The 26,108-nt window shown below is 38.4% G+C and carries 25 protein-coding genes; 5 read left to right on the top strand and 20 right to left on the bottom strand.

Going from position 1 to position 26,108, the window contains the following annotated elements:
• Window positions 1-25: 25 nt before the first annotated feature.
• The 7 genes from HCN54_RS05360 to HCN54_RS05390 form a co-directional block, all read right to left on the bottom strand.
• Complete coding sequence (locus tag HCN54_RS05360; RefSeq protein WP_167596858.1) at window positions 26-472, bottom strand: hypothetical protein; 447 nt, start codon at window positions 470-472, stop codon at window positions 26-28.
• Window positions 473-482: 10 nt separating this feature from the next.
• Window positions 483-980, bottom strand: a complete 498-nt coding sequence (locus tag HCN54_RS05365) for a hypothetical protein (protein WP_072982436.1) — start codon at window positions 978-980, stop codon at window positions 483-485.
• A gap of 31 nt (window positions 981-1,011) precedes the next feature.
• The gene (locus HCN54_RS05370; protein ID WP_072982434.1) at window positions 1,012-1,533 is read right to left on the bottom strand and encodes an RNA polymerase sigma factor; all 522 of its coding nucleotides are present in this window, start codon (window positions 1,531-1,533) and stop codon (window positions 1,012-1,014) included.
• Between the two features lie 435 nt (window positions 1,534-1,968).
• Window positions 1,969-3,792, bottom strand: coding sequence for an ABC transporter ATP-binding protein (locus HCN54_RS05375; RefSeq protein WP_167596859.1), 1,824 nt, complete (start codon window positions 3,790-3,792; stop codon window positions 1,969-1,971).
• Between the two features lie 158 nt (window positions 3,793-3,950).
• The gene (locus HCN54_RS05380) at window positions 3,951-5,669 is read right to left on the bottom strand and encodes a phospho-sugar mutase (protein WP_167596860.1); all 1,719 of its coding nucleotides are present in this window, start codon (window positions 5,667-5,669) and stop codon (window positions 3,951-3,953) included.
• A gap of 53 nt (window positions 5,670-5,722) precedes the next feature.
• Window positions 5,723-6,673, bottom strand: a complete 951-nt coding sequence (locus tag HCN54_RS05385; RefSeq protein WP_167596861.1) for a glycosyltransferase family 2 protein — start codon at window positions 6,671-6,673, stop codon at window positions 5,723-5,725.
• 7 nt (window positions 6,674-6,680) lie between these two features.
• Window positions 6,681-7,208: a DUF4199 domain-containing protein gene (locus HCN54_RS05390; RefSeq protein WP_167596862.1), complete on the bottom strand. Its 528-nt coding sequence runs from the start codon at window positions 7,206-7,208 to the stop codon at window positions 6,681-6,683.
• 208 nt (window positions 7,209-7,416) lie between these two features.
• Between HCN54_RS05390 and HCN54_RS05395 the strand changes: the two genes are divergently transcribed.
• A complete protein-coding gene (locus HCN54_RS05395) occupies window positions 7,417-7,668 on the top strand; it encodes a type B 50S ribosomal protein L31 (protein WP_072982425.1) in 252 nt (83 codons plus the stop codon).
• A 70-nt stretch (window positions 7,669-7,738) separates the two neighbouring features.
• Here the strand turns inward: HCN54_RS05395 and HCN54_RS05400 are convergent, their stop codons facing one another.
• From HCN54_RS05400 to HCN54_RS05445, 10 genes are all read right to left on the bottom strand, one after another.
• On the bottom strand, window positions 7,739-7,963 hold the full coding sequence (locus HCN54_RS05400) for a DUF6095 family protein (RefSeq protein ID WP_167596863.1): 225 nt from the start codon (window positions 7,961-7,963) through the stop codon (window positions 7,739-7,741).
• The gene (murQ, locus tag HCN54_RS05405; RefSeq protein WP_167596864.1) at window positions 7,950-8,771 is read right to left on the bottom strand and encodes an N-acetylmuramic acid 6-phosphate etherase; all 822 of its coding nucleotides are present in this window, start codon (window positions 8,769-8,771) and stop codon (window positions 7,950-7,952) included. The genes HCN54_RS05400 and murQ overlap by 14 nt, the downstream gene beginning before the upstream one ends.
• Before the next feature lie 39 nt (window positions 8,772-8,810).
• Complete coding sequence (locus HCN54_RS05410; protein ID WP_167596865.1) at window positions 8,811-9,581, bottom strand: DUF4249 family protein; 771 nt, start codon at window positions 9,579-9,581, stop codon at window positions 8,811-8,813.
• Between the two features lie 38 nt (window positions 9,582-9,619).
• The gene (locus tag HCN54_RS05415) at window positions 9,620-11,944 is read right to left on the bottom strand and encodes a TonB-dependent receptor (RefSeq protein WP_167598843.1); all 2,325 of its coding nucleotides are present in this window, start codon (window positions 11,942-11,944) and stop codon (window positions 9,620-9,622) included.
• A gap of 145 nt (window positions 11,945-12,089) precedes the next feature.
• A complete protein-coding gene (locus HCN54_RS05420) occupies window positions 12,090-14,315 on the bottom strand; it encodes an NADP-dependent isocitrate dehydrogenase (protein ID WP_167596866.1) in 2,226 nt (741 codons plus the stop codon).
• 607 nt (window positions 14,316-14,922) lie between these two features.
• On the bottom strand, window positions 14,923-15,273 hold the full coding sequence (gene rplS, locus HCN54_RS05425; RefSeq protein ID WP_009779972.1) for a 50S ribosomal protein L19: 351 nt from the start codon (window positions 15,271-15,273) through the stop codon (window positions 14,923-14,925).
• Window positions 15,274-15,408: 135 nt separating this feature from the next.
• Entirely contained in the window at window positions 15,409-16,086 is a 678-nt protein-coding gene (gene trmD, locus HCN54_RS05430) for a tRNA (guanosine(37)-N1)-methyltransferase TrmD (RefSeq protein WP_167596867.1), read from the bottom strand.
• An 11-nt stretch (window positions 16,087-16,097) separates the two neighbouring features.
• Entirely contained in the window at window positions 16,098-16,712 is a 615-nt protein-coding gene (locus HCN54_RS05435; RefSeq protein ID WP_167596868.1) for a hypothetical protein, read from the bottom strand.
• A gap of 156 nt (window positions 16,713-16,868) precedes the next feature.
• Entirely contained in the window at window positions 16,869-18,317 is a 1,449-nt protein-coding gene (locus HCN54_RS05440) for a glyceraldehyde-3-phosphate dehydrogenase (RefSeq protein ID WP_167596869.1), read from the bottom strand.
• A 200-nt stretch (window positions 18,318-18,517) separates the two neighbouring features.
• On the bottom strand, window positions 18,518-19,915 hold the full coding sequence (locus HCN54_RS05445; RefSeq protein WP_167596870.1) for a Do family serine endopeptidase: 1,398 nt from the start codon (window positions 19,913-19,915) through the stop codon (window positions 18,518-18,520).
• A 133-nt stretch (window positions 19,916-20,048) separates the two neighbouring features.
• On the opposite strand from HCN54_RS05445, the gene dapF reads away from it, so the two are divergent.
• The 4 genes from dapF to HCN54_RS05465 all read left to right on the top strand — a co-directional run bounded on the left by dapF (window position 20,049) and on the right by HCN54_RS05465 (window position 23,280).
• The gene (dapF, locus tag HCN54_RS05450) at window positions 20,049-20,825 is read left to right on the top strand and encodes a diaminopimelate epimerase (protein WP_167596871.1); all 777 of its coding nucleotides are present in this window, start codon (window positions 20,049-20,051) and stop codon (window positions 20,823-20,825) included.
• Window positions 20,813-21,355 carry a GNAT family N-acetyltransferase gene (locus HCN54_RS05455; protein ID WP_167596872.1) on the top strand — a complete coding sequence of 181 codons (543 nt, stop codon included), beginning with the start codon at window positions 20,813-20,815 and terminating at the stop codon, window positions 21,353-21,355. The genes dapF and HCN54_RS05455 overlap by 13 nt, the downstream gene beginning before the upstream one ends.
• Window positions 21,345-22,388 carry an endolytic transglycosylase MltG gene (gene mltG / locus HCN54_RS05460; RefSeq protein WP_167596873.1) on the top strand — a complete coding sequence of 348 codons (1,044 nt, stop codon included), beginning with the start codon at window positions 21,345-21,347 and terminating at the stop codon, window positions 22,386-22,388. Before HCN54_RS05455 ends, mltG begins: the two co-directional genes overlap by 11 nt.
• Window positions 22,389-22,620: 232 nt before the next feature.
• The gene (locus tag HCN54_RS05465; RefSeq protein ID WP_167596874.1) at window positions 22,621-23,280 is read left to right on the top strand and encodes a peptidoglycan-binding protein LysM; all 660 of its coding nucleotides are present in this window, start codon (window positions 22,621-22,623) and stop codon (window positions 23,278-23,280) included.
• A 48-nt stretch (window positions 23,281-23,328) separates the two neighbouring features.
• Here the strand turns inward: HCN54_RS05465 and HCN54_RS05470 are convergent, their stop codons facing one another.
• The 3 genes from HCN54_RS05470 to dnaA all read right to left on the bottom strand — a co-directional run bounded on the left by HCN54_RS05470 (window position 23,329) and on the right by dnaA (window position 26,022).
• The gene (locus tag HCN54_RS05470) at window positions 23,329-24,048 is read right to left on the bottom strand and encodes an SAM-dependent methyltransferase (protein ID WP_167596875.1); all 720 of its coding nucleotides are present in this window, start codon (window positions 24,046-24,048) and stop codon (window positions 23,329-23,331) included.
• Window positions 24,049-24,065: 17 nt separating this feature from the next.
• The gene (locus tag HCN54_RS05475; RefSeq protein ID WP_072982402.1) at window positions 24,066-24,521 is read right to left on the bottom strand and encodes a low molecular weight protein-tyrosine-phosphatase; all 456 of its coding nucleotides are present in this window, start codon (window positions 24,519-24,521) and stop codon (window positions 24,066-24,068) included.
• Window positions 24,522-24,591: 70 nt separating this feature from the next.
• The gene (gene dnaA / locus HCN54_RS05480; protein WP_072982400.1) at window positions 24,592-26,022 is read right to left on the bottom strand and encodes a chromosomal replication initiator protein DnaA; all 1,431 of its coding nucleotides are present in this window, start codon (window positions 26,020-26,022) and stop codon (window positions 24,592-24,594) included.
• Window positions 26,023-26,108 lie beyond the last annotated feature (86 nt).

The following is a 26,108-nucleotide window of genomic DNA, read 5'->3' on the forward strand; positions in this document are numbered from 1 at the left end:
ATCGTTTTGAAACGGAATCAAAGGTTTAATCTTTCCCTTTTCGTTTTTTGTATTCCTCCCAAAGTTTTCTGCCAAATTTATGCTCGGCTTCCGGAAGGAAAACCATTTTAGAAGCAGGAAGCTTTTGCGTAAGATCAGTCATCAACTGACTTTCAATCTCATACTTACTTCTTTGAATGTCATTATACTCAGCCATTAATTTATTGGCTTCTTTTTCCGTCAGATTTTTTTTAGAGCCTGATTGAAAGAATTTTTCTTCAAACAAAGCACGTTCTCTAGAGCGTAAATCCACCATCTTACAATCGTAAGTGTTATAAATAGGCCAGAATTTTTCGGCTTCAGCAGGAGTCAGATTCAGCTCTTCTGTTAAAAACGGAACCCGAAGCGCCTTAATTTGCTCGTGTCTATCTTTCTTTTGTGCCTGGCCACTAAGACCCAAACACAACACGAAAATGATTATTAAATTTTTCATAGTTTTTTGTTTATTGATCAAGTAAAGAACTCTGAACAATGTCTTGATCTACATACTCATAGATCAGTTCTTCGCTCACAGTTTCGTTATCAAATATCGAGGTGCTATTCTCGATGGTGCTCAACTCTTCAGCAGAAAGGTAGTCTTGAACACGCTCTTCTTCTTCAAAGTAGTTTTCAAGACTGGTTATGCTAAGGGAGTCAAACTGCATTTCTTTTTCTATGGGATTCACCACATTAAAGAGTACAAGCAACACCGCTGCAATCGCCGCAACTGTAGCTGCTATAGTTTTAAAATTATATTCAACAAGCTTTCCTTTAGGCTTATTTTGATTAAGAATAACCTGTTCTACTTTTTCAAAGTATTGTGCAGGTACGCTAAATCCATCATTTTTATTAGGGAAAAGCTCTTGAAATTTGAGTTCAGTAAGCAGCCTATTCTCAAAAGACTCAAAGTAGCCTAGAGGAATATTAAACTGCTGCTTGTTATTTTCTTTTTTGCTTTTCATCGTTTTTTAGACTTTATTGGTCTTAAAAGGTTTAATGTGCTGTCACGTATTCTGTTATCTTTTTTACCGCGTGATGGTAGCTCGCTTTGAGTGCTCCTTCTGAAGTTCCTAATATTTCAGAAATTTCATTGTATTGCAATTCATCAAAATACTTCATCACAAAAACCTGCTTTTGTTTTGTAGGTAGCGTGTCTATCGCCTGTTGTAATTTAAGCTGCGCATCATCACCATTAAAATACGGGTCACTCGTAAGATTAGTAACTAAACTCTCTTGCACCTCTTCATTACTTATATGCGTTGTACGTTTTCTCTTTTTAATAAACGTTAGGCTCTCATTAGTTGCAATACGGTAAAGCCAGGTGTATACTTGACTCTCTCCATTAAAATTATGCAGGTTTTTGTAAACCTTTATAAAGGTGTTTTGCAGCACGTCATCTGCGTCATCATGAGAAATCACCATGCGACGTATGTGCCAATACAAACGCTCTTTGTATTCAGAGACTAAGTCCTCAAATTTTAAACTTTCGATGGTATGGATTTCTAAATTATTCAATGCTGCTCTTTAGTGACCTTTGTATGACTATTTATTTATCCAATGGTTTAAAAGCAAAACGATAAAAAATAGTTAAAGCCTCGAGATCTTGAAATTTACAGATTATTCCTTTAAGAATTACAAGTAATAAAACTTATTAGAATCGATTAAAAGCATAAAAACGAGATTAAATACATTAATTTTTTGTTTGAACGAAAAAATGAATCTATATTTGGAAGGTTAATAATAGTAAATGAGTTAATTGATATTGTTGTAAAGGCCCAAAACATTGAAATCCTTTTTTGCCCCAAGTATTAAAGTTGATTTTAAACTGCGTTTAAAAAACCCAACAAAAGCATTCACAGCAATAAAAAAATCCGCATCATCTGATGCGGATTTTTTAGTTTAGTAACATATTGTATTAAAACGGTTATGAATTGCAATACCATAAACCAATTACTCAAAAGACTGCATTTCTACCAGCTTTTTATAGGTTCCGTTTAAGGCGAGCAATTCTTGATGCTTACCTTGTTCTACAATTTTACCTTTTTGCATTACAATGATTTGATCTGCATTTTGAATGGTCGAAAGACGATGCGCAATCACAATAGAGGTACGATTCATCATCATATTTTCGAGTGCTTTTTGAACCAGACGCTCGCTTTCGGTATCTAATGCCGAAGTTGCTTCGTCAAGGATCATAATTGGCGGATTCTTCAATACAGCGCGGGCTATTGACAAACGTTGTTTTTGACCACCACTTAGTTTGTTTCCACTGTCCCCAATATTGGTGTCTAGTTGTAGCGGAAGCTCACTTACAAATTCCCAAGCATTGGCAACTTTAAGTGCAGCGATCACCTCGTCATCGCTGGCATCAGGTTTACCTAGTAAAATGTTGTTGCGTACCGTATCATTAAAAAGAATAGAGTCTTGGGTGACTAAGCCCATTTGCGCCCGTACCGAAGCTTTAGTGAGCTCTTTAATATTTTTTCCGTCGAGCTTTATGGCACCTTCGTTTACATCATAAAAGCGGGTAACCAAGTTTGCGATGGTACTTTTACCGCTACCGCTTTGTCCAACCAATGCAATGGTTTTTCCTTTAGGAACCACTGCGTTAAAGTTAGTAAGTACATTCTCATCTTCATATTTAAAGGAAACATTTTCAATATGTACTGCATCTTGAAACTCTTGCGCAGTTTGTGCATCAGGAGCATCTTTGATAGTCGTTTCTGTATTTAAGACCGAAAGAATGCGTTCTGCTGCGGCGTTTCCTTTTTTAACGCTATAAGAGGCTTTACTAATTTGTTTTGCTGGAGTTAGGATTTGGTAAGATAATCCTAAAAATGCGATGAATTGGGAAGCTTCAAGCGAACCTTCTACAAGTACCATCTGGCCTCCAAACCATAGGATCACAACGATCACAAAAATTCCTAAGAACTCACTTGTGGGAGAAGCTAAATTTTGACGATTGACCAAGCTGTTTAAAATACCGTTCAGTCGTGTAGTACTTGCTCTAAATTTCGCTCTAAATTGATCTTCTCCATTAAAGCCTTTAATGATTTTAAGGCTCGAAAGCGTTTCTTCAACAATAGATAAAAACGCACCATTTTCTTCCTGCGCCTGATTAGATTGTTTTTTAAGCGATTTCCCAATACGTGAGATAATGATCCCGGAAATTGGTAAAAACACAAACACAAACAACGTGAGTTTACCACTGATCACCACCATCGCAAGAATGGTAAAAATGATGGTAAGCGGCTCGCGGACCACCATTTCTAAAATAGATAGAAAAGAAACTTCAACTTCTTGCACATCTGCTGTGATTCTTGATATGGTGTCGCCTTTGCGCTTTTCAGAGAAATAAGCGACCGGCAATTCTAAGAGTTTATCATAGATCGCATCGCGCACATCACGCATCACACCATTACGTAAAAAAGTGATGAAAAACGTAGCGAGATAGCCAAAGATATTCTTCAGAAAAAACAATACTACCACAATGGCACAGATAAAAACAAGTGCCGAAAGTTCGTTGTCTGCAACTTGCTGACTTACATAATAATAAAAGGAATTGAACACGTAGTCTTTTACACCGCTCCAGCCTTCCCATACCGGTAATTCGTTGATACGCTTATTTTTATCAAATAAAATATCAATAACTGGAATGAGCGCAAGAAAAGACAACGTGCTAAAAATTGCATATAGAATGTTGCAAACAATATTTAAGACCGCATACTTTTTATAGGGTCTTGCAAATTGCATGATTTGTTTAAAGTAATTCATAAAGTAAAGTTCCCTGAAAGGGGTTTAAAAAAATTCGCCTCATTGATTTCTGGTGAAACAGAAATAATGAGGCGAATTTACTTCAATTCTTCTGGAATCGATATTTGTTTAGCTTAAGATTCCTTCAGAAGAATATTTATAGGTAAAAAAACCGACTTTTAAAGGCCAAGTTCTTTACGTATTCCGGCGATTTTAGCGTCTAACTTTTCTTCGGTTTTATCAAGTGCGTCAAGACTTTCAACAGACTCGTTTACGCTGATGTAAAACTTGATCTTTGGTTCTGTACCACTAGGACGCGCAGCGATGCGAGATCCTTCTTTAGTGTGGTATATTAAAACATTAGATTTAGGAATAGTAATATCTACAGATTCTCCGGTAGTTGTTTTCAGCGATTTTGAAGATGCATAATCATCAATTTGCACAACTTGCTCCCCGTTGATCGTCGTTAACGGATTTTCACGAAGATCGATCATCGTTTGTTTAATTTCTTCGGCACCAGAGATTCCTTTTTTAACTAATGAAGTCAAATCTTCTTTGTAGAAACCGTGTTTTACATAAAGTTCCTGCAGTTTTTTATAGAACGAAGATCCCTCGCTTTTAGCTTTAGTTACGATCTCGCAGGCGAGTAGAGTAGCGGTAACCGCATCTTTATCACGCACAAAATCACCTACCATATACCCAAAACTTTCTTCACCACCACCAATGAAATTTTGATTAGGATAGTCTTTGATCATTTTAGCGATCCATTTAAAACCGGTTAGGCCTAATTTACATTCTACATTGTAAGACTCTGCCAAAACATCCATCATAGGCGTAGAAACAATCGTAGAACCAATGAATTCGTTTCCTTTAGCTTTATTCTTAGAGAAATACAGGTCTAGTAAGAAATCGGTCATCACGACCATGGTTTGATTTCCGTTAAGGAGTTGAAGTTTGCCTTCGTTGTTACGTACGGCAATACCCAGACGGTCACAGTCAGGATCTGTACCAATTACAATATCTGCATTTTTTTCTTCGGCTAGTTCCAGCGCCATTTTAAGCGCTTCAGGCTCTTCCGGGTTGGGAGATTTAACCGTTGGGAAATTTCCATTTGGAGTGCGCTGTTCTTCAACAACATAAACATTTTTATATCCAGCGTCCTTCAGTACATCAGGAATTATGGTTACTGAAGTTCCGTGTAACGGAGTAAACACAATAGTCACGTCATCGCGATGCTTGTCAAGTTCAGCGAAGCTTCCATTTTTCAGCGAAGCTTCAATAAAAGCCTGATCAACATCTTTGTCAATGTAGGTTATATGTTCTTTTTTAGCCGAAAAGTTCACAGCGTCGTAATCTAGACTTTCAATCTCAGCAACAATCTCAGAATCTTGTGGTGGCACTAACTGCCCACCATCTTGCCAATACACTTTATAACCATTATACTCGGGAGGATTATGGCTTGCTGTTAATACGATTCCGCAGTGACATTCCAAGTGTTTTACCGCAAAACTCAACTCTGGAGTTGGTCTCAAATCACTAAATAAATAAACCTGAATATCATTTGCAGAAAATACATCTGCTACCACCTGAGCCAGCTCTTTACTATTGTTTCGGCAATCATAAGCAATGGCCACTTTAGGTGTTTCGCCTTTAAATGTTGCTTTTAAATAATTAGATAAGCCTTGTGTGTTTTTGCCTAATGTATATTTATTAATCCGATTGGTGCCCACACCCATAATACCGCGCATTCCACCGGTACCAAATTCTAGGTTTTTGTAAAAACTCTCGTTGAGTTCGTCACCATTAGCATCGATTAATTGTTGTACTTTTTCTTGAGTTGTCGTATCAAAAGTAGAAGAAAGCCAAGATTTGGCTTTAGCTATAATTTCAGAGTTCATAGATTATAAAAAGTTGATTGAACCAAAAATAGGGATTTCAAACGGAGTATGCTTTAGTTAAAACCCTTTTTGTCTTTTATTAAATATCGAGGCCGTTCATGCTTGGTGCGTTGCACGAGTTCGCCAAGAAATCCTGCAATAAATAGTTGCATTCCAATGATCATACTGGTGAGTGCTAAGTAAAATTGCGGACGCTGCGTTAACAGCCGAGCGGTTGGGTTGATGAATAATTTATCAATGCCTAAATAAGCTGCGAGGCCAAAACCAATGATAAACATGATTGCGCCTAACGTGCCAAATAAATGCATGGGGCGCTTCACAAAATGCGTCGTAAACCAAATGGTTAAGAGATCAAGAAATCCTTTAATAAAGCGGTCTGCACCAAATTTTGTCTGACCGTATTTGCGTGCCTGATGCTGTACCGGTTTTTCAGTAATGTTGATGAATCCTGCATTTTTTGCGAGTAGTGGAATGTAGCGATGCATATCACCATAAACATCAATATTTTTAACTACCTCATTGCGATAAGCTTTAAGACCGCAATTAAAATCGTGTAGTTGTAGTCCGCTGGTTTTACGCGCGGCAGCGTTAAATAATTTAGATGGAAGGTTTTTAGTAAGCACTGCGTCGTAGCGCTTTTTCTTCCAGCCGGAAACAATATCGTAACCTTCTTCAGAAATAAGACGGTATAGTTCAGGGATTTCGTCAGGACTATCTTGTAAGTCGGCGTCCATTGTGATAACCACATCTCCTTCAACAGCTAGAAAACCTGCGTTGAGCGCCTGGCTTTTTCCGTAGTTGCGATTAAAGCAAATACCTTTAACATTAGGATTGTGAAGTGCTAATGCCTCTATTTTCTGCCACGAACCATCGGTACTGCCATCATCTACAAAGAGAAGCTCATACGCATAACCTTCTTTTGAGATCACACGTATGAGCCAGTCATATAATTCTTGTAAAGATTCTTTTTCGTTAAGTAAGGGTATAACTACCGATAGCTGCATATATAATTTATTGGTGCGGATTGTTGCGCTTCAAAATTAAGCCACTTATAAGAGAAATGATAAAGCCAAAGAAAATTCCTGCAACGATCTGAAATGAAGATTGTACCCAAGGTTGTGCAAATTTCCCTGCAAATTCTACCGCTTGGTCTATTTGAGCTTCGGTCATATTGGGTTGCGTGGTAATCATAGCTTCTCTTTGTTTTTCGATGATCAATTCCGTAAACCCGGGCTCAATTACTGTCAAGAAGATATAATTGTAAAGCGCTCCTATGATAGCACCAATTAGAGCAATACCTACACCAACTTTTAAGGCATCTTTAAGGTCCATGTAACCTCCGTTACCATTTCTAAAAACTTTCTGTCCATAAGAAATACAACCTATCATAATTAGAAAACTTACCACAGCAGTGATCCAGCTTTGCTCGAGTAAGTTATTGGTTACATAAAGTACTACTGCTAAAATAATAGTAAGAAGTCCTAGTAGTCCGCCATAGGTTAGGGCTACTTTTCCGGTGGTTAGTTTTTGATCTTCCATAAATAAAGGATTAAGTTTGTAAATGTACATATAAGGGTCCTATAGACCTACGTTTTTATAACTGCTGATAAGTAATCTTCACGGTAAAATTGTTACAGAAAAATTCTTTTAGAATAAAAATGTAATTTATTATTTAAAACCCCTTGTCAGATTATAATTTATTTCTAAATTTGCACCTCAAAATTGAGCAGATTTTAAAGCATTTACGATGAAAAAAGAGATACATCCAGAAAATTATAGAGTAGTAGCATTTAAAGACATGTCTAATGACGAGGTTTTTTTAACTAAATCTACTGCTAATACAAAAGAAACTATTGAGGTTGATGGTGAGACTTATCCTTTGGTAAAATTGGAGATCTCTAGAACTTCACACCCATTTTACACCGGTAAATCTAAATTGGTTGATACTGCTGGTCGTATTGACAAGTTCAAAAACAAATACAAGAAATTCGCTAAATAAGCGATTTGAATATACTTTAAAAAGCCTTTGCAAATGCAAAGGCTTTTTTTATGCCGAATAGTGAGGTATTTTAGTTTTTATCAAACAAGGCGTTCATTATGCGGTTAATTCCTTTAAAGCCAAAGTAGATGGCTAACGCCGCCGCTACAAAACCTAAAATAAGCACGGGGATGTACAGCGGATGCTCACTATTTTTAAACGCTTGATATATAATACTCGGACCTAAAAACATAAATAGGAGTGAGGTGGCCATTGTGCGTACGCCTCTGGCTAAGGCTTCTTTATTGGTTGCCATTTAAATAGGTATTTACTGCGGCTCTAACTGAACCATTTTCTTTTAAAAGTTGCGCTGCTTGTTCAGCGTTTACCGGAATTTCAGACTGAATCATGCGTATACCGCGATCTACAAGTTTGTCGTTGCTGAGTTGCATATCTACCATTTTATTGCCTTTTACTTTTCCCAGCTGAATCATCGCCGTAGTCGAAATCATATTCAATGCCAACTTCTGTGCGGTTCCTGCTTTCATTCGGCTGCTGCCGGTTACAAATTCTGGCCCCACGACAATCTCTACCGGATATTTTGATTCAATTGCAATTGGGCATCCTTTGTTGCAGGTAATGCTTCCGGTGGTGATATTATTTTTATTACAAGCTTCTAAAGCGTGTAAAACATAAGGTGTCGTACCCGAAGCTGCAATACCAATAACCACATCTTGTTCAGAAATGTTATGTGCCTTAAGATCTTCCCAACCTTGCGTGGTGCTGTCTTCAGCGTTTTCAACAGCTTTTCTGATGGCCGTTTCGCCTCCTGCGATTAAACCTATGACCAGATCGTGTGATACACCAAATGTGGGCGGACATTCAGAAGCATCCACGACTCCTAGTCTTCCGCTGGTGCCTGCACCCATATAAAAAAGCCTACCACCTTCTTTCATTTGAGCAACCAATTGATTGACCAAAAGTTCTATTTGTGGAATCGCTTTTTCAACTGCTTGAGGTACGGTTTTATCTTCAGTATTGATACTATGGAGCAGCGTAGTGACGCTCATCTTTTCTAAGTCTGAATACTTAGAGTCTTGTTCTGTAGTTTTTGTAAAGCTCATAATGCTTTTCAGTAGAAATTAATGGATACGCAAGTTACATTATTCAATAATTATCGAAGCAGTGTAGACTTGGCTTATCGAAAAATAACCGATGGGATAATGCGCATCATTTGTTTCGTTGACAATATTTCCGCGAATGACCGAAGGAGCCGGAACAAACGGATTTCCTGAAGCCTGGCCTGATTGATTTATAGTCACAGTCATAAAATCTGAGAAGGCTTTATTGACGCCTAGCAATTCTATATTCAGCGTGTCGTTGGGTTTCAAATCTTCATAGAAAAAGGAAAATGAAAACTGCTGATTTTGATAAAATGTATCTTCGCTGGTAAGATATTGCCCTTTATCAAGGTCAAAAAGATAGTAATTGGTTTGATTAGGAGCATCGGTATAGGTGATGATCACTTCGGTCTCATCACCAGCAAAAAGACTTCCGTCACCTTGTTCAACTTGATCTATAGGCACAGCATTTACAAATTGAGTAGTGGCGCTGTAAAACTCTTCTTCATATTCAATTGCTAAGGAAACAGGCCCTTGCGTTAACTCTTTTCGCGGAAGAACAGTGCTGTAAAATCCGTTTTCTTCTGCTTGCAATGTATAAGTTTGATTGCTGGTTGTTAAGCTAACCAAAGCATCATTTACTTTAGGAATGCTGTCGGCATAGTAATCTGTGGTTTTAGAAAGTTTTAGATAGGCTTCTACAAGAAATGTATCAGTATCCGGTATGCGCATAACGGCGTCAATTACCAGCCGCTCTTGGGTGGGCGGAAGATCTACCTCAATGGTGTCTTGACAACTTACTAGAAGAGTCATCAAGAGCAAAAAGATATAGCAATTTTTAAGGCGTTTCATCAAAATTTAAAATTATAGGTTACTGAAGGCAGAATACCGAAAATGGTCGTTCGTACCGCTTCATTAGCGCCGGTATCGTCGTTGGTTCTAAACGTGATCGAAGCTGCATTCATACGATTATAAGCATTGTAAATACTAAAAACCCACGAGCCTTTAAACTTCTTGTTTTGATTTTTTGGCGTTAGCGTAGCAGAAAGATCTAGTCGATGATAGGCCGGCAAGCGCTGTTGATTGCGCCCGTCATAATTAGTGATGTTTAGCCCTTGAAATTGCGACTGACTCACCGGAAAATTTGTAGGTTGTCCTGTTTGAAAAATGAAATTGGCATTAAAGGTCCATTTTTTATTGGCCTCGTAGCTTAAATACGCGCTAATGTCGTGGGTTTTGTCATACGCTGAAGGATACCAGTTACCGTCGTTGATACCGGTTTCTTGCGGTGTTCTGCCCGGTGTTTGTTGTTCGCTTCGGGATAACGTATAGGCTAGCCAACCTGTAAATTGCCCCTTGTTCTTTTTAGCCAAAAACTCCAGACCATAAGCACGTCCTTTTCCTGCCAGTACTTCGGTTTCTATGTTTTCATTGGCGATAAGTTGAGCGCCGTTGCGATAATCCAGTCGGTTTTGTACATCCTTATAGAATACTTCAGTTTCTATTGAAAACTCATTATTTTTTATTTTTCTGAAATACCCCAAGGCATATTGATCTAAAATTTGTGGTTTTAAATACGGGCCGCTAGGTGCATAAACATCTAATGGAGTAGGAGCATTGGTATTTGATATAAGGTGTAAATACTGCGCCATTCTGTTATAGCTGGCTTTTACAGAACTGTTATCATTCAGCAAATAAGACAAGGATGCTCTGGGCTCAATATTGGTAAAATCAGCTAATCGACCGGTATTAGACTGAATTTCTACAGGTTCAGCAGGCTGGTAAATACTAAGTGAAGCATTATAAGTAAGCGGTTGATCGTTTTGATAGACTGCGAAAGAATCTTGCCCCAAACGGGTAAAATGGCTCAATCGGGCGCCGTATTTTAAAATCAATTTATCGCTGAGATCTTGTTCAGCTTCGATATAAGCCGAAAATTCATTAGCGTATTTATGCGTCAGCTGCGATGGAATGATTCCGCTGTCTGGGCGGTTTGGCGTGATCGTCGCTGGGTTAAAACGGTAATAGATGTTGTTGACACCATAGCTAAGCTTGATTTCGCTATTTAAATAATGCTGAAAATCGTACTTCAAGTTAAAATTGCGAATGCCCGAATCGTACTGAAAGCCCACGAAATCCAGCAATAAACCGTAGTAATAATCAGAATAGATCAAAGAAAGATTAGAAAAAATCTTGTCTGAGAAAATATGATTCCATCTTAGGTTAAGAGTTGAGTTTCCGTAGGTGTTGACAAAACTTTCGCTTACGCCAAAGAGATCACGACCAAAATAGCCGGAAAGAAAAAGACTGTTCTTTTCGTCGAGATTGTAATTGAGTTTTGCGTTTAGATCGTAAAAATAGGCTTTGTTATCTATGTCAAACAACGGAAGAAAAAGATGCGCATAAGAAGCTCTTCCACCAATAAGAAAAGCTGATTTATTCTTTACAATGGGGCCTTCTACAAGCAATCTGCTGGCTACTGCGCCGATGCCGCCATTTGCATGAAATTCTTTGCTGTTACCTTCTTTCTGATAAATATCAAGCACCGAAGACACCCGCCCGCCATACCGCGCGGGGATTCCTCCTTTATAGAGTTTGAGATCTTTTATCGCATCTGGGTTAAAGACAGAGAAAAACCCAAAGAGATGCGAAGAATTAAATATGATAGCTTCATCAAGAAGGATCAGGTTTTGGTCAACAGCTCCGCCGCGTACATTAAACCCGGAAGCGCCTTCGCCGGCGCTGGTGACTCCGGGAAGAAGCAAAATTGATTTGATCACATCTGCCTCGCCCAGAACTACAGGAATCTGTTTTATAGTTTGAGCAGTTAGCGTATTCACACTCATTTGCGGCTTTCTAATGCTCAGTTGTTCTACATCCTCTTCAATCACGACTTCGTCTAAAGTCTCAGTACTCGCATTAAGCGAAAAATTAAGTTTTTGATTGGCGTCAAGTACCAAAGGTTGCGAAATGTTTTCAAATCCTAAAAAGCTAATTTGAAGCGTGTATGTTCCTTCGGGCAGGGTAATGGAGTAGAAGCCGTATTCATTAGTAACAGCACCTTTATTGAGTTCGGGGATGATGATATTAACTCCAATTAGGGTCTCGTTAGATTCCGCAGATGTTATGACACCGCTGAGCGTATGATTTCTTTGTCCTGAAACCAGATGGCACATCAAGAGGAAGAAAACCAAAAAGTATGTTTTTCTCAAGCTTTTTTTCTCAAAAATAAGAGACTTAGTGCATTGAAGCACAACTTTGTGAAAATAAAAATGGGTTACCGTCAAGTAACCCATTTTAAAATTCTAAATATTAAAAACGCTAAGAGTTGATGATTGCATTTAGCGTTGCACTAGGTCGCATTGCAGATGAAGATTTGTCTTCATCCGGGAAATAATACCCACCAAGTTCTACCTCAGATCCTTGTGCATCTAATAATTCTTGAAGTATTTTTTCTTCATTGGTTTCCATTTCGCTAGAAATTTCAGCAAAGTGTACTTGCAATTCTTTATCCTTATCCTGCGCAGCTAAAGCTTGAGCCCAGTAAAGAGCCAAATAAAAATGACTTCCGCGGTTGTCTAATTCATTTACCGCACGAGAAGGTGATTTCTTATTGTCCAAAAATTTAATGGTTGCTTCATCTAAAGTTTCCGCTAATACTAAAGCTTTAGGATTGTCATTGGTAGTACCCTCGTGTTCGAGAGAAACCGCCAAGGCTAAAAATTCACCTAAAGAGTCCCAGCGTAAATGACCTTCTTCAACAAATTGCTGTACGTGCTTAGGGGCAGAACCTCCTGCACCGGTTTCAAATAAACCACCACCATTCATTAAAGGAACAATTGAAAGCATTTTTGCACTCGTACCAACTTCAAGGATAGGGAAGAGGTCTGTGTTGTAGTCACGCAATACATTTCCGGTAACTGAGATCGTATCTTTGCCTTCTTTCATACGCTTTAAGCTGAAGCGCGTTGCTTCAACAGGTGACATAATCTGAATGTCTAAACCTGCAGTATCGTGGTCTTTAAGATACACATTTACTTTTTTGATCAACTCTGCATCGTGTGCACGATTTTTATCTAACCAAAAGATCGCAGGAACACCGGTAGCTTTAGCGCGATTTACCGCTAATTTTACCCAGTCTTGTACCGGAGCATCTTTCGTTTGGCACATTCTCCAGATATCACCTTCTTCAACGCTATGCTCAATAAGAACTTTGCCCGAAGCATCAACTACCTGAACTTTTCCGGCAGTAGCAATCTCAAAAGTTTTGTCGTGAGAACCATATTCTTCAGCTTTCTGAGCCATTAGCCCCACGTTAGGAACCGTACCCATTGTAGTTGGGTCAAAAGCACCATGTTCTTTACAGAAATCGATTGTTTCTTGATAAATACCGGCATAGCTACTATCTGGAATAACTGCTTTTGTATCCTGAGATTTACCTTCAGCATTCCACATCTGACCGCTATTTCTAATCATTGCCGGCATAGAAGCATCAATGATCACGTCACTAGGTACGTGTAGGTTGGTAATCCCTTTATCAGAATTTACCATAGCAAGATCAGCACGTGTTTCAAGAGTGTCTAAAATCGCTTTTTCAACTTCGTTTTTCTTCGCTTCCGGCAGTTTATTGATGTCATTTAATAAATCTCCAAGACCGTTTCTAGTGTCTACACCTATTGATTTTAAATCCTCACCGTACTTCTCAAAAACCTCTTTGAAATATACTTTCACTGCGTGACCAAAAATGATAGGATCAGAGACCTTCATCATTGTCGCTTTCATGTGAATAGAGAATAGAATCCCCTGTGCTTTAGCGTCTTCGATCTGCTCGCTTAAAAATTTAAGCAAAGCCGCTTTGCTCATTAAGGTAGCATCAATAATCTCACCTTCTTTAAGAGCTAATTTTTCTTTTAATGTTTTCTTGGTTCCGTTGTTGTCAACGTGTATGATGTCAACCGAAGTAGCTTCAGGTAAAGTAACAGACTTTTCATTTGATCTAAAATCTCCGCTAGCCATAGTCGCAACGTGCGATTTGCTGTCTTTAGACCAAGCTCCCATACTGTGCGGATTCTTACGCGCATATTCCTTAACCGGTTTTGGAGCACGTCTATCTGAATTACCTTCACGCAAAACAGGGTTTACAGCACTACCTAAAACCTTAGCATAACGTTGTTTTATTGCCTTTTCTTCGTCGGTTTTTGCTTCTTCTGGGTAATTAGGAACTGCAAAACCTTTTGCTTGCAATTCTTTAATCACAGCAGTAAGCTGTGGTACAGAAGCACTAATGTTAGGAAGTTTAATAATGTTTGCTTCCGGACTTTTAGCTAATTCTCCTAGTTCAGCCAAGGCGTCGCTCACTTTCTGATCTTCTTTAAGAAAGTCAGAGAAGTTTGCGAGTAAACGCGCAGCTAAAGAGATGTCTTTTACTTCAAATTCTATATTTGCCGGTTTAGCAAACTTGCTTATAATAGGAAGAAAAGAGTGCGTAGCTAACGCCGGAGCTTCATCAGTTTTGGTGTAAGCTATTTTAGATGTTTTGGTTGACATAAAAATGAGTTCGTTTAATAAGTCTTGATTTTAATTCCGTCATTAAAAAAGGGGTAAATTCTTTTAATAAAAATAATTTCAAGAATAATTTAGTGGATTGCAAATATAGAATTTTCGGGTAGATTTTAACACTTAAATTCTTCTTAAAGCCTGTGAAATTGGGAGTAAGCTTCATTTTGAAGAATATTTCTAAATTATCTAATAAAAAAGCTCTGTTGTGATATTTGCTATCGCAACAGAGCTTCTAATGTATTGATTTTTTACCAGTGAACCCTTGAAGTTCCAAAGGCAAGAATATTAGTACTTGCACCGTAAATCAAAACATAGAGATTACAGTCTTTTGTAATCCCGCCCAATACCTTTACTTGTTTAAAAAAACTACTGCTATACAGTGGTAATGATATTGGAAACAAAGTGAATATTTAAATTCACTTTTAAACGTTTGACTACTTCAAATATAGTAAATATTCTATATCGTTATCGTAAAATATGAAATTTTTATTATTAACTGTTGATTAACAGGGGTTATCAACAATTGTTGATGGTGTACGTAGCAAAAAAAATGCTCTCAATTGAGAGCATTTTTACTATATCTTGAAAGATCAAATTATTTTCTAACTTCTTTAATTCTAGCTTTCTTACCAGTAAGACCTCTAAAGTAGTAGATACGTGATCTACGCACTTTACCTCTCTTATTGATTTCAATTTTTTGAAGTGCAGGCATATTGATTGGGAAAATACGCTCAACACCTACAGTACCAGACATTTTTCTGATAGTAAAAGTTCTAGTTACTCCAGTACCGCGTACTTGGATTACAACACCTCTAAAGAACTGAGTACGTACTTTTTCACCTTCACGAATTTCATAGTAAACAGTGATTGTATCACCAGCACTAAATTCTGGGAATTCTTTTTTCTCTACAAATTCGTTTTGTACAAAACTGATTAAATCTTCCATTTTTAAGATTTTTTAAAATTGAATAAAAGCAACATGCACGTATCTCGCCAGAGGTTGGTTCTATGAGCGTGCAAATTTACTATAAAAAATAGATTAGACAATTCTCTAAACTATTTTTTTTGAAGAATTTATCCGTTACTCGTTAAGTAGATCAGGACGGCGATTTTTTGTGTGTTTATAGGCCTGCTCTTCACGCCAAGCCTCAATTTTAGGAGTGTTTCCTGAAGTAAGTATTTCAGGGACTTTCCAGCCTTTATAGTCAGCAGGTCGGGTATACACCGGTGGAGCTAGCAAATCGTCCTGAAAAGAATCAGTTAATGCTGAAGTTTCATTGCCTAGAACCCCGGGAATTAATCTTATGACCGCGTCACACAAAATTAAGGCTCCCAATTCGCCACCACTCAAAACATAATCTCCAATAGAAATCTCTCGGGTTATAAATTGATCGCGTACACGCTGGTCAACACCCTTATAGTGCCCGCAAAGGATAATGATATTCTTCTGTAACGAAACGGTATTTGCAATTCCCTGATTAAGCGTTTCTCCATCAGGGGTCATATAAATGACTTCGTCATAATCACGTGCTGCTTTTAGCTCACTAATGCACTTGTCAATAGGTTCAATCATCATAACCATTCCGGCTCCTCCACCATATTGATAGTCATCAACCTGTTTATAAGCGTTGGTAGTGTAATCTCTAAGGTTATGAAAATGTACTTCAACAAGACCTTTTGCGATCGACCGTTGCATTATAGAAGCCTCAAACGGACTCTTTAAAAGCTCTGGGACAACCGTAATTATATCAATGCGCATAAAAAGCTGCGTTATTTTTTGTTGTTCTTAACCGCTTTGTTGCGCTCGTCCTGTAGTAATCGTCCCATTTTTTGTTCCTTCTCTAAGGCTTTTTTACGATACTCTTCGTATTCGTGCTCAGTGTCGGCTAGCTTTTGTCTGGCCTCTTGAGTATGGGCGTTACTTCCTTTAAATTTAAAGATAAAGAATACAAGAGCCAGTGCTAAAACAGCAACGATACCCCACATCATTCCCATATAACCACCTTTACTCATAGGGATTCCTAAGAAAAAGATAGAGTCTTTTTCTTCTCGGGTTTTGTCAAGAGTGCTTTGTGTATCTTCTAGCGATTTGTTCAACTCGCTGATCTTTGAATCTTGTGTTTGAATCTCATTTTGAAGATTTACAATCTGACCTTTTAAATCATTAATACTATCTGCAGCATTACTTTTAAGTTTAGCTAATGCATTTTGCTTCACTACTTTGTATTCTTGATAATTATTAGAATTTTCAAGTAGATCTTCAAACTGCTGAGAGATTGTATTTACTTTTGGCTCAGCAGGCTGCTCAGTTGTTTGTGTTTCTTGAGCAGAAACTGCTGTAATTGCAAAAAATAGGAGTAAAAAGTTGATTTTTATAGTATTCATTTCAGGCTAGTCATTTTTCTGTTTGTGGGAAAACGGAACGTAATCCTTCTTAGTATATCAAAGGGGCAAAAATAATCAATTCTACGTGTTCTGCTTCCTTTAACTTGATAAAAATCAACTTTTTACTTTAGTGGTAAACTTCTGAAAAACAGAATTTTAATAATACGTAAACCTTCTTACTTTTGAAATGTACTTGGCAAGCCTGATTACTTGGTGACTGTATCCATATTCATTATCATACCAAATATACAACACCACATTTTCTGAATCTGATGAGACCAATGTGGCCTGACTGTCATAAATAGAAGGGGCAGAAGAACCCACGATATCACTAGACACAAGTTCGTTATTGATAGAATATTTAATCTGCTCTACTAAATCACCTTCTAGCGCATACTTTTTTAAAGTGGCGTTGATCGTTTCAACTGTGGTTTTTTGGTTTAACTTGAGGTTTAGAATAGCCAAAGAACCATTGGGAACAGGCACGCGAATCGCATTAGAGGTAAGTTTTCCTTCCAGTTCAGGTAAGGCTTTAGCCACGGCTTTACCGGCGCCTGTTTCGGTGATTACCATATTGAGTGCTGCAGCTCGACCTCTACGGTATTTAGAGTGCATATTATCTACAAGATTCTGATCATTGGTATACGCATGAATGGTTTCTAAATGGCCGGTTACGATCCCAAAACTTTCCTCAATAACTTTTAATACTGGAGTAATCGCATTGGTAGTGCAAGAAGCAGCCGAGACAATTGCCGTTTCATCCGGGTTAACTTGATTATGGTTTACCCCGTGCACAATATTTGGAATTCCTTTTCCGGGAGCGGTGAGCAGTACTTTAGCAACACCTTTTGCGATTAAATGCCTGCTCAATTGCTCTTGGTCTCTGAACGCACCCGTATTGTCGATAACTAAAGCTTCGTCAATGCCGTATTGCGTATAATCAATTTCTTCAGGAGTATTGGCTGAAATTAGTCTTACGGTGGTTCCGTTGATAATTAAGGCTTCTCTTTCAACATTAACATCAATAGTTCCGGGAAAATCACCGTGAATACTGTCACTCTTTAAAAGCGAAGCTCGTTTTTGTAATACCGCTTTGTTGATGGGACCACGCACAACAATCGCGCGAAGTCTTAATTGATTTCCGCTACCGGTGCGCGTCATCAGTTCGCGAGCGACCAAGCGACCAATGCGGCCAAAACCATAAAGCACAACATCTTTGGGCGTAATGGTTTCAGCTGAATGCGCTTCTTTTAATTTATGATGAATGAATGCCGTAGCGTCTGCATACTCATTATCTTCAATGTGATATTCATACGTGAGTTTACCAATGTCGAGTTTAGCAGGAGGGAGGTTCACCTGCTGAATTGCTTTTGCCAGTTCAACGCTATCAAAAATTGAAATGGGCTTTTGTACAAATGCTCCGGCGTAAGCGTGTAAATTGAGGATTTCACTTACATTACGATCAATAAGCTGATTTCTAAAAAGTACGAGTTCAATATTATTATCGTACCAGAGATCACTTATAATCTTAATGAATTCAATAGTGGCGCGGCGTCTGTCGGCTTGAAAAGCAAGCTCTTTTTCATAAGTTGAAGACGTTGTCATAAAATAAAGTGTGTGTTTAAATTTTCGGCAAAGATACTCAACTATATCGTTTGCGTAACGTTTAAATGAAGTAAATTCTCCAGTAATGAAATAATTGAGATTAGGAGGGAATAGGTAATTGATTTTGACTACGGTCTGTTATTGCCAAAAAAAAGCCTTTCCGAAGAAAGGCTTGAAATCATTGATATATTCAGTATCATTTATTGAAAAATGATCTGTTTTTTCTCTCCTCCTTTACCTACAAAGCTTAAGCTTACCGGTTCGTTAGGATTTTTAGCATTCATAATACGCTTAACATCAGCAACCGATTTTACCGGTTCTTCATCAATTTCTGTAATAACGATGCCGTTAAGTCCATAGCGTTTTAATTTATCATTAGTCGCTTGAGCAATAACTACTCCGTTTTTAACACCATATTCTTTTAATAATTCTGAAGAAGCTTCACGCACTTCTAGACCAGGTTTGTCAATTACATACGCTTCATATTTTAGTAAAGTAACCGGTACGGTTATGCTTTCACCATCTCGCGTATATGTAACCTGCACCACATCGTTAGGTCTTTTTGCACCTAAGTAACCTGAAAGGTCAGAGAACTTGCTCACTTTTACATTATCTATTTGAGTGATGATATCACCTTCTTCGAGACCGGCCTTTTTAGCGCCACTTTCAAGTTCTACATTAGCTACATAAACACCTTCAACAGCATCCACATCAAGCTGACTGGCTATACTTGGATTAAGACTGGTTCCGCTAACACCTAATATCCCACGTTGCACATCACCATATTCTAAAATATCTTCAACGATTTTACGTGCATTATTAGAAGGTACTGCAAATGCATAACCTACGTAACTACCGGTTTGCGAAGTAATAGCCGTGTTAATTCCTATAAGTTCCCCATTAATATTGACCAAAGCGCCGCCACTATTACCCGGGTTGATCGCAGCATCTGTTTGTATAAAAGATTGCGGATTAGAATCATACTCGTTGATATCTCTAGCTTTAGCCGAAATAATTCCGGCAGTAACTGTACTTGTTAGGTTAAATGGATTCCCTACTGCAAGTGCCCATTCACCCAGGCGCACATTATCTGAATCTCCAAAAGGTAAGTAAGGTAAATCTTCATCAGCATCAATTTTAATGAGTGCTATGTCAGCTTGAGGATCTGTACCAATAACTTCGGCTTTAAAAGTTCGGTTATCATTTAAAGAGACATCTAATTCTGTTGCTCCATCGATCACGTGATTATTCGTAACGATATAACCGTCAGCAGAGATGATCACACCACTACCTGCACCTACGAGACCTTTGCGGGTTTCTCCGCCGCCATAAAAGAACTCTTGTAAATTACGCGGCTGTCTTGAAGTTTGCACATTTTTTACGTGTACTACCGCGTGAACCGTACGATCTGCAGCTTCGGTAAAGTCAGCATTTGTACTGCTTATAGGTCGCCCCTCATAAGCTACAGTATTAAAATTAGGACTTGTAGTTAGGTTAGAAACTTCAGTTTTAGACTCATCTTCCAGCAGCTTATATGCTCCCAGAGTAACACCACCACCTACGATGGCAACAAACAATAGGCTTGCAAATTTTTTCATAATACGTTTCTATTTTTTATATAACACTTTAAATACGAGTGACAGTATATCGTGTTGCAGGATTTAACTCGGTCTTAACAAGGTGTAGATTATTCGCTTTATGTATTTTTGCGAAGCTTTTAAAAAACCAGCTATGTCTATACCTTTTTATAAATACCAAGGCACCGGCAACGATTTTGTAATGATCGATAACCGTCAGAACATATTTTCCAAAAATGATACCAAACTGGTAAAGAAGCTTTGTGACCGTAAATTTGGCATAGGCGCAGACGGCTTGATTTTGCTTGAAAACCACGATACACTAGATTTTACGATGGTGTATTATAATGCAGATGGAAATCCTAGCTCTATGTGCGGTAATGGCGGTCGATGCATTGTGGCTTTTGCTAATGAACTTGGTGTAATAAACAATACAACCACTTTTGAAGCGGTAGATGGACTGCACGAAGCGCATATAGAAAACGGACTTGTGCATCTTAAAATGCAGGATGTAGCTGAGATCAAGGAATTTGATACACATTTGTTTTTAAATACCGGTAGTCCGCATCACGTGCAATGGGTTTCTCAAATTGAAGACTTTGATGTTAAATCGGAAGGTGCAACGTTGCGGTATAGTGAGTTATACGGCAAAGCCGGAAGTAATATTAATTTTGTTGAAGTGACTACCGATGGATTTCGCTTGCGCACGTATGAGCGTGGAGTAGAGGATGAGACGTTGAGTTGTGGTACAGGAGCAACTGCTGTTGCTTTGGCCATACATAAGCAAGGTAAAGTAGATCAAACAAGCGTACCTCTTCAGGTTGAAGGTGGTAAGTTGACCATAAGTTTTGAGCCGGAAGATGAAGGATATAAAAACATTTTTCTCATTGGTCCTGCGCAAAAGGTATTTCAAGGAGTATGGACGGACTAACCCTAAAAGGAGAACTTGTTTATTTAAGAGCATTAGAGCCTGAAGATCTCGATCTCATTTTTAAGATTGAAAATGATGAGGATCTTTGGGAGTTGAGTACCACGCTAACTCCGTTTTCTAAGTTTTTACTTAAGCATTATCTAAAAAACGCACATAAAGATATTTATGAAGCTAAGCAGTTGCGATTGGTAGTCTGTAAAGCCGCAAATGATGAAGCTTTGGGAATGATAGACCTTTTTGATTTTGATCCCAGAAATCATCGAGCCGGACTGGGAATCTTGATTTTCAGCAAGGTTGAACGCGGAAAAGGTTATGGCGCCGAAGCGCTTAAACTTATTACCAAGTATGCATTTAAGCGTTTAGAGCTGCATCAATTGTACGCTAATATTTTAGAAGAAAATGCACCCAGTATTAAGCTTTTTGAGAAACAAGGGTTTGAACGTGTGGGTCTAAAAAAAGATTGGACGCGCGTGGGCGGAAGCTTTAAAAATGAATATTTATATCAATTAATACATAACGATGTACATTAAAAAAATTATTGCCGCTACCGCAGTGATTGGGATGATCGTAGGCGGCATCTTTGCTTATACCATTTACGGTAAGTTTTTTTCACCAAATACTGCATTCAATAATGAAGAGGCGCACCTCTACGTAAAAACTGATGCTACTTATAGTGATGTACGGGCAGATTTAGAGCCTTTAATAGACGATATCGAGTCTTTTGATCAAGTTGCTGAGCGCAAAGGATATGTGTCGAATATCAAACCTGGGCATTTTATAATTGAGAAGGGAAGCAATAATAACGAAATCGTCAATGCTATTCGTAGCGGTAATATTCCAGTTAAGATTTCTTTCAATAATCAAGAGCGTTTAGAAAATCTAGCAGGGCGCATAAGTCAGCAGATTGAAGCAGACAGTACAGCACTTCTTGAAGCTTTCACAGATGCTGAATTTTTAAAGGCAAATGGTTTTTCAGAAGAAACAGCCTTGACTATGTATTTACCCAATACCTATGAATTGTATTGGAATACAACCGCCGAAGAATACCGTAAGCGTATGTTGACTGAATATAATAGATTTTGGACAGATGCGCGCAAAGCGAAAGCTGAAGCGCAAGGCTTAACACCTACTGAAGTTTATGTTTTAGCGTCTATTGTACAAAAAGAAACAGCTAAAAATGATGAGCGTCCCCGCGTTGCCGGTGTCTATTTAAACAGACTTCACAACGGCTGGAAACTTGATGCAGATCCCACCGTTATCTATGCTGTTAAAAAACAACAAGGAGATTTTGATCAAGTAATTAAACGTGTTTTATATAAAGATCTGGAAACAGATTCCCCTTACAACACCTATAAATATGGTGGTTTGCCACCGGGTCCGATCTTTATGCCTGACCTTTCGGCGATCAATGCCGTATTAAATCCTGAATCGCATCAATACTATTTCTTTGTCGCAGACGTTTCTAATCCCGGCTATCATCTTTTTGCAAAGACTGTAGCTCAGCATAATGCAAACAGAAAGCAATATATAGACTGGATCAATAAGCAGGGGATAACCCGATAATTTAACAAATGTTAAATGTTTACATAATCTTCAAAAAGCAGATTTGTAAATGTTAAAATCGGTAATAAAATGTAGCAATCGCTTGAGAATAGCGGGTATTTTGCGAGTTTTATTGACTTTGGGAAAAGCTTAACCAATTCATTATCAATCGCTTGAATTCTTATCGTATATTTGCGCGGTAATATAGGCAGGTATTTCAGTAGCGCGTTACTACCGGTCTGAAAATTATTTTATGACGAAAAACATCGTAAAACTAGCGGCGCTTCCTTCTGTATTCGGGCTTGTGGCATTAAGTATGTCAGTTAAAGATGCAGATAAGCCACGCGAAAATTCTACAGAAGGTTTAGAGTTATTTTATACAGTTCCACAATTTGACGAAGCTGATGCTTCGGTCTTGGACAACACTTCAAATTTAAATCTGGCAACTACCGGTAAATCGTTTACCGGATTTAAAGAAGCCTTAGGATTTAAAGAATCTCAAAACGATTACAAGCGTATTAATCAATTGGGTTATCTAGGAAAATATCAATTTGGTAGAAGTACCTTATTGCTTTTGGGGATAACCGATACTGATGAATTTTTAAATAATCCGGTGTGGCAGGAGGAGGCTTTTGTAGCCAATGCTTCTCGCAATAAGTGGGTTTTAAGAAAAGACATCAAACGCTTCAATGGAAAGGTGATCAACGGCGTAAAAGTTACCGAATCCGGTATTCTTGCTGCGGCTCATTTAGCCGGTCCCGGTAGTGTAAAGAGCTATTTACGCTCAGGTGGAGTGGAAGGTTTTAGAGATGCATTTGGAACTTCCATACGCAGTTATATGAAGAAATTTGGTGGATATGATGTTTCATTCATTGAACCCAACCGAACAGCAAAAGTTAAGCTAGATAGTTAGAAAACCGATTCAAAATAAAAATCAAAAAGCGACCAAACGGTCGCTTTTTTAATGTTGTATTATAAATAGTGCCGGGCGCTTATGTAAATCAGGTTTATTTGATTTCCATGCCGATATGGGTTTGGTCACTATAAATTCTGTAGGTAGTGTAATATCGCAAGCAATACATAATCTGGTGTTCCCGTTAAGCGTATTGCACAATTCATCAAGCATTTTGTTGTTGCGGTACGGGGTTTCAATAAAAAGCTGCGCCTGATTATAATCCTTAGAAAGGCGTTCTAAGCGTTTGAGTTCATTGCGTTTTTCTTTTTGATCAATGGGTAAATATCCGGTGAAGGCAAAATTTTGACCATTCATACCGCTGCTCATCATAGCCATTAATATCGAAGAGGGCCCCACTAAAGGAACCACTTGAATGCCTTTTTCGTGAGCGATACGCACCACTTCGGCACCGGGATCTGCGACACCCGGAACTCCTGCTTCAGACATCAACCCCATAGAAGTACCCGACAGGCAGGCATCCAGAAAATTTGGGATTTCTGTAGGATCAGTATGTTTATTTAATGCGTGAAGTTTTAGCGAAGGTTGCGGCTTCTTGGGGCAAATTTGTTTAATAAAACGTCTTGCCGTTTTTTCATTTTCTACGACGTACTGGTCAAGCGTTGCTATGATGTTCTGTACCATTCCCGGCATAACCTCTAAAGGCGGCGTGTCCCCTAAAGTCACCGGAATGAGATAGAGTTTTCCAAATTCAGATTTAATATGCATAGTAGCGGGAGTAAAATTTAGCTAAGACGTTCAGCGATCTTAGTGGTGGCTTCGTCAAGCATTTCATAAACGCGGTCAAACCCACGCTGACTATCATTATAAGGATCAGGAACATCAACACGTTCTCCCGGAAAAATTTCATCTAAAATCAGCTGTACTTTAGCTTTATCTTCTTCCTTAGGCGCCTGCGCTACCACATCCTCATAATTGTAATTATCCATCACAAAAATGTAATCATAACGCTCAAAAAAAGCAGGTTTAAATTGCATCCCGCGTTGATCTGTGATGTCTAAACCATTCTTTTGTGCAACGGCAATGCTTCTAGAGTCTGGCAGATTTCCTACGTGCCAATGCCCCGTACCGGCAGAATCTACCTGAAATTTTTCAGCATCTAACTTTGATTTGAGTAATCCTTCGGCAAGTGGTGATCTGCAAATATTCCCTAAGCAAACCATTAAAATGTGCGTTTTCATACTGTAATAGTTAAGAGATTTTCGACTTCTTTAATACTGTTCAGCAGCTTTAGGGAAGCAATAAAAAGCTTTACATCGTAAGCTTTTTATTGAGGTCTTCAACATACTTCCTGAACTGTTTGTCAGTAGCAGAAAGATTGTCAACGGTCTTGCAGGCGTGAAGTACGGTCGCGTGATCGCGTTTACCTATTTGCGAGCCAATACTTGCCAGAGAAGCTTTGGTAAGTTTTTTAGCAAAGAACATAGCCAGCTGACGCGCTTGTACAATATGACGCTTACGGGTTTTAGACTGTAAGGTATCAACATCCATCTGGAAGTAATCGCTCACCACTTTCTGAATGTAATCAATAGAAACCTCGCGCTTAGTGTGCTTAACGTAGTTGTCAACAATCTTTTTAGCAAGCTCTAGGTTGATTTCTTTTCGGTTGAAAGAGGAATGGGCGATAAGTGAAATAATAGCACCTTCTAGTTCGCGAATGTTTGTCTTGATATTATTGGCTAAAAACTCAACAATATCTTCAGGCATTTCTACACCGTCTTGGTATAGTTTGTTTCGGATGATAGAAACGCGGGTTTCAAAACCTGGCGATTGCAATTCTGCTGAAAGTCCCCATTTAAAACGAGACAATAAACGCTGCTCAATGTCTTGCATATCAACAGGAGCTTTATCACTAGTCAAAACAACCTGTTTTCCGTTTTGATGCAGGTGGTTGAAGATGTGGAAAAATACATCTTGTGTACCAGCCTTTCCTGAAAGTAACTGAATGTCATCAACAATTAAAACATCAATCACTTGATAGAAATGAATAAAGTCATTTCTGTTATTCTTTTTAACCGACTCTATATATTGCTGCGTAAATTTTTCTGCTGAAATATAAAGTACTGTTTTGTCTGGATAACGGTCTTTGATCTGAACACCAATAGCGTGTGCTAAATGCGTTTTTCCTAATCCAACACCTCCAAAAATCAATAAAGGATTAAAGGATGTTCCTCCGGGTTTGTTGGCAACTGCCATTCCTGCCGAACGAGCAAGGCGGTTAGAATCTCCTTCTAAAAAGTTGTCAAAATTGTAATTAGGATTGAGCTGCGACTCGATTTCCAGATTGCGAATCCCGGGAATCACAAACGGATTTTTAAGCTCAGGATTTTTATTCTTTAAAGGAGCATCAACTTCCTGCGATTTCATCGTATTAGGACGGTTGGTACTCGGTATTTTTTCGGTAAAAGGTTGTTTGTTTCCGTAGGTGTTTTCCATACGGATCACATAGACCAATTTTGCTTGTTCACCAAGCTCTTTTGTAAGAGAAACTTTAAGCAGTTTTACATAGTGTTCCTCGAGCCATTCATAGAAGAATTTACTGGGTACCTGTATGCTTAATGCGTTATCTGTAAGTTTAACCGCTCGTATAGGTTCAAACCAGGTTTTGTAGGCCTGCGGGGTTATATTGTCCTGAATAAATGAGAGACAATTATCCCATACTGTTTGCGCAGTCATACTCATTCTTGTGGTGAAGTTTTTAGTTATTTTTGGTTTAGGACGACCGAAAAGTGAGAAAATAAAGAGATCTTCGTTTCATTCAGTGCGGG

Source organism: Leeuwenhoekiella sp. ZYFB001 (assembly GCF_011784865.1).
GTDB classification, from domain to species: Bacteria; Bacteroidota; Bacteroidia; order Flavobacteriales; family Flavobacteriaceae; genus Leeuwenhoekiella; species Leeuwenhoekiella palythoae.

Excerpts from the sequence above, each read along its gene's own strand:
- HCN54_RS05360 (WP_167596858.1), bottom strand. The coding sequence starts at position 472 with ATGAAAAATTTAATAATCATTTTCGTGTTGTGTTTGGGTCTTAGTGGC.
- HCN54_RS05365 (WP_072982436.1), bottom strand. The coding sequence starts at position 980 with ATGAAAAGCAAAAAAGAAAATAACAAGCAGCAGTTTAATATTCCTCTA.
- HCN54_RS05375 (WP_167596859.1), bottom strand. The coding sequence starts at position 3,792 with ATGAATTACTTTAAACAAATCATGCAATTTGCAAGACCCTATAAAAAG.
- HCN54_RS05380 (WP_167596860.1), bottom strand. The coding sequence starts at position 5,669 with ATGAACTCTGAAATTATAGCTAAAGCCAAATCTTGGCTTTCTTCTACT.
- HCN54_RS05385 (WP_167596861.1), bottom strand. The coding sequence starts at position 6,673 with ATGCAGCTATCGGTAGTTATACCCTTACTTAACGAAAAAGAATCTTTA.
- HCN54_RS05390 (WP_167596862.1), bottom strand. The coding sequence starts at position 7,208 with ATGGAAGATCAAAAACTAACCACCGGAAAAGTAGCCCTAACCTATGGC.
- HCN54_RS05395 (WP_072982425.1), top strand. The coding sequence starts at position 7,417 with ATGAAAAAAGAGATACATCCAGAAAATTATAGAGTAGTAGCATTTAAA.
- HCN54_RS05400 (WP_167596863.1), bottom strand. The coding sequence starts at position 7,963 with ATGGCAACCAATAAAGAAGCCTTAGCCAGAGGCGTACGCACAATGGCC.
- murQ (WP_167596864.1), bottom strand. The coding sequence starts at position 8,771 with ATGAGCTTTACAAAAACTACAGAACAAGACTCTAAGTATTCAGACTTA.
- HCN54_RS05410 (WP_167596865.1), bottom strand. The coding sequence starts at position 9,581 with ATGACTCTTCTAGTAAGTTGTCAAGACACCATTGAGGTAGATCTTCCG.
- HCN54_RS05415 (WP_167598843.1), bottom strand. The coding sequence starts at position 11,944 with ATGTGCCATCTGGTTTCAGGACAAAGAAATCATACGCTCAGCGGTGTC.
- HCN54_RS05420 (WP_167596866.1), bottom strand. The coding sequence starts at position 14,315 with ATGTCAACCAAAACATCTAAAATAGCTTACACCAAAACTGATGAAGCT.
- rplS (WP_009779972.1), bottom strand. The coding sequence starts at position 15,273 with ATGGAAGATTTAATCAGTTTTGTACAAAACGAATTTGTAGAGAAAAAA.
- trmD (WP_167596867.1), bottom strand. The coding sequence starts at position 16,086 with ATGCGCATTGATATAATTACGGTTGTCCCAGAGCTTTTAAAGAGTCCG.
- HCN54_RS05435 (WP_167596868.1), bottom strand. The coding sequence starts at position 16,712 with ATGAATACTATAAAAATCAACTTTTTACTCCTATTTTTTGCAATTACA.
- HCN54_RS05440 (WP_167596869.1), bottom strand. The coding sequence starts at position 18,317 with ATGACAACGTCTTCAACTTATGAAAAAGAGCTTGCTTTTCAAGCCGAC.
- HCN54_RS05445 (WP_167596870.1), bottom strand. The coding sequence starts at position 19,915 with ATGAAAAAATTTGCAAGCCTATTGTTTGTTGCCATCGTAGGTGGTGGT.
- dapF (WP_167596871.1), top strand. The coding sequence starts at position 20,049 with ATGTCTATACCTTTTTATAAATACCAAGGCACCGGCAACGATTTTGTA.
- HCN54_RS05455 (WP_167596872.1), top strand. The coding sequence starts at position 20,813 with ATGGACGGACTAACCCTAAAAGGAGAACTTGTTTATTTAAGAGCATTA.
- mltG (WP_167596873.1), top strand. The coding sequence starts at position 21,345 with ATGTACATTAAAAAAATTATTGCCGCTACCGCAGTGATTGGGATGATC.
- HCN54_RS05465 (WP_167596874.1), top strand. The coding sequence starts at position 22,621 with ATGACGAAAAACATCGTAAAACTAGCGGCGCTTCCTTCTGTATTCGGG.
- HCN54_RS05470 (WP_167596875.1), bottom strand. The coding sequence starts at position 24,048 with ATGCATATTAAATCTGAATTTGGAAAACTCTATCTCATTCCGGTGACT.
- HCN54_RS05475 (WP_072982402.1), bottom strand. The coding sequence starts at position 24,521 with ATGAAAACGCACATTTTAATGGTTTGCTTAGGGAATATTTGCAGATCA.
- dnaA (WP_072982400.1), bottom strand. The coding sequence starts at position 26,022 with ATGAGTATGACTGCGCAAACAGTATGGGATAATTGTCTCTCATTTATT.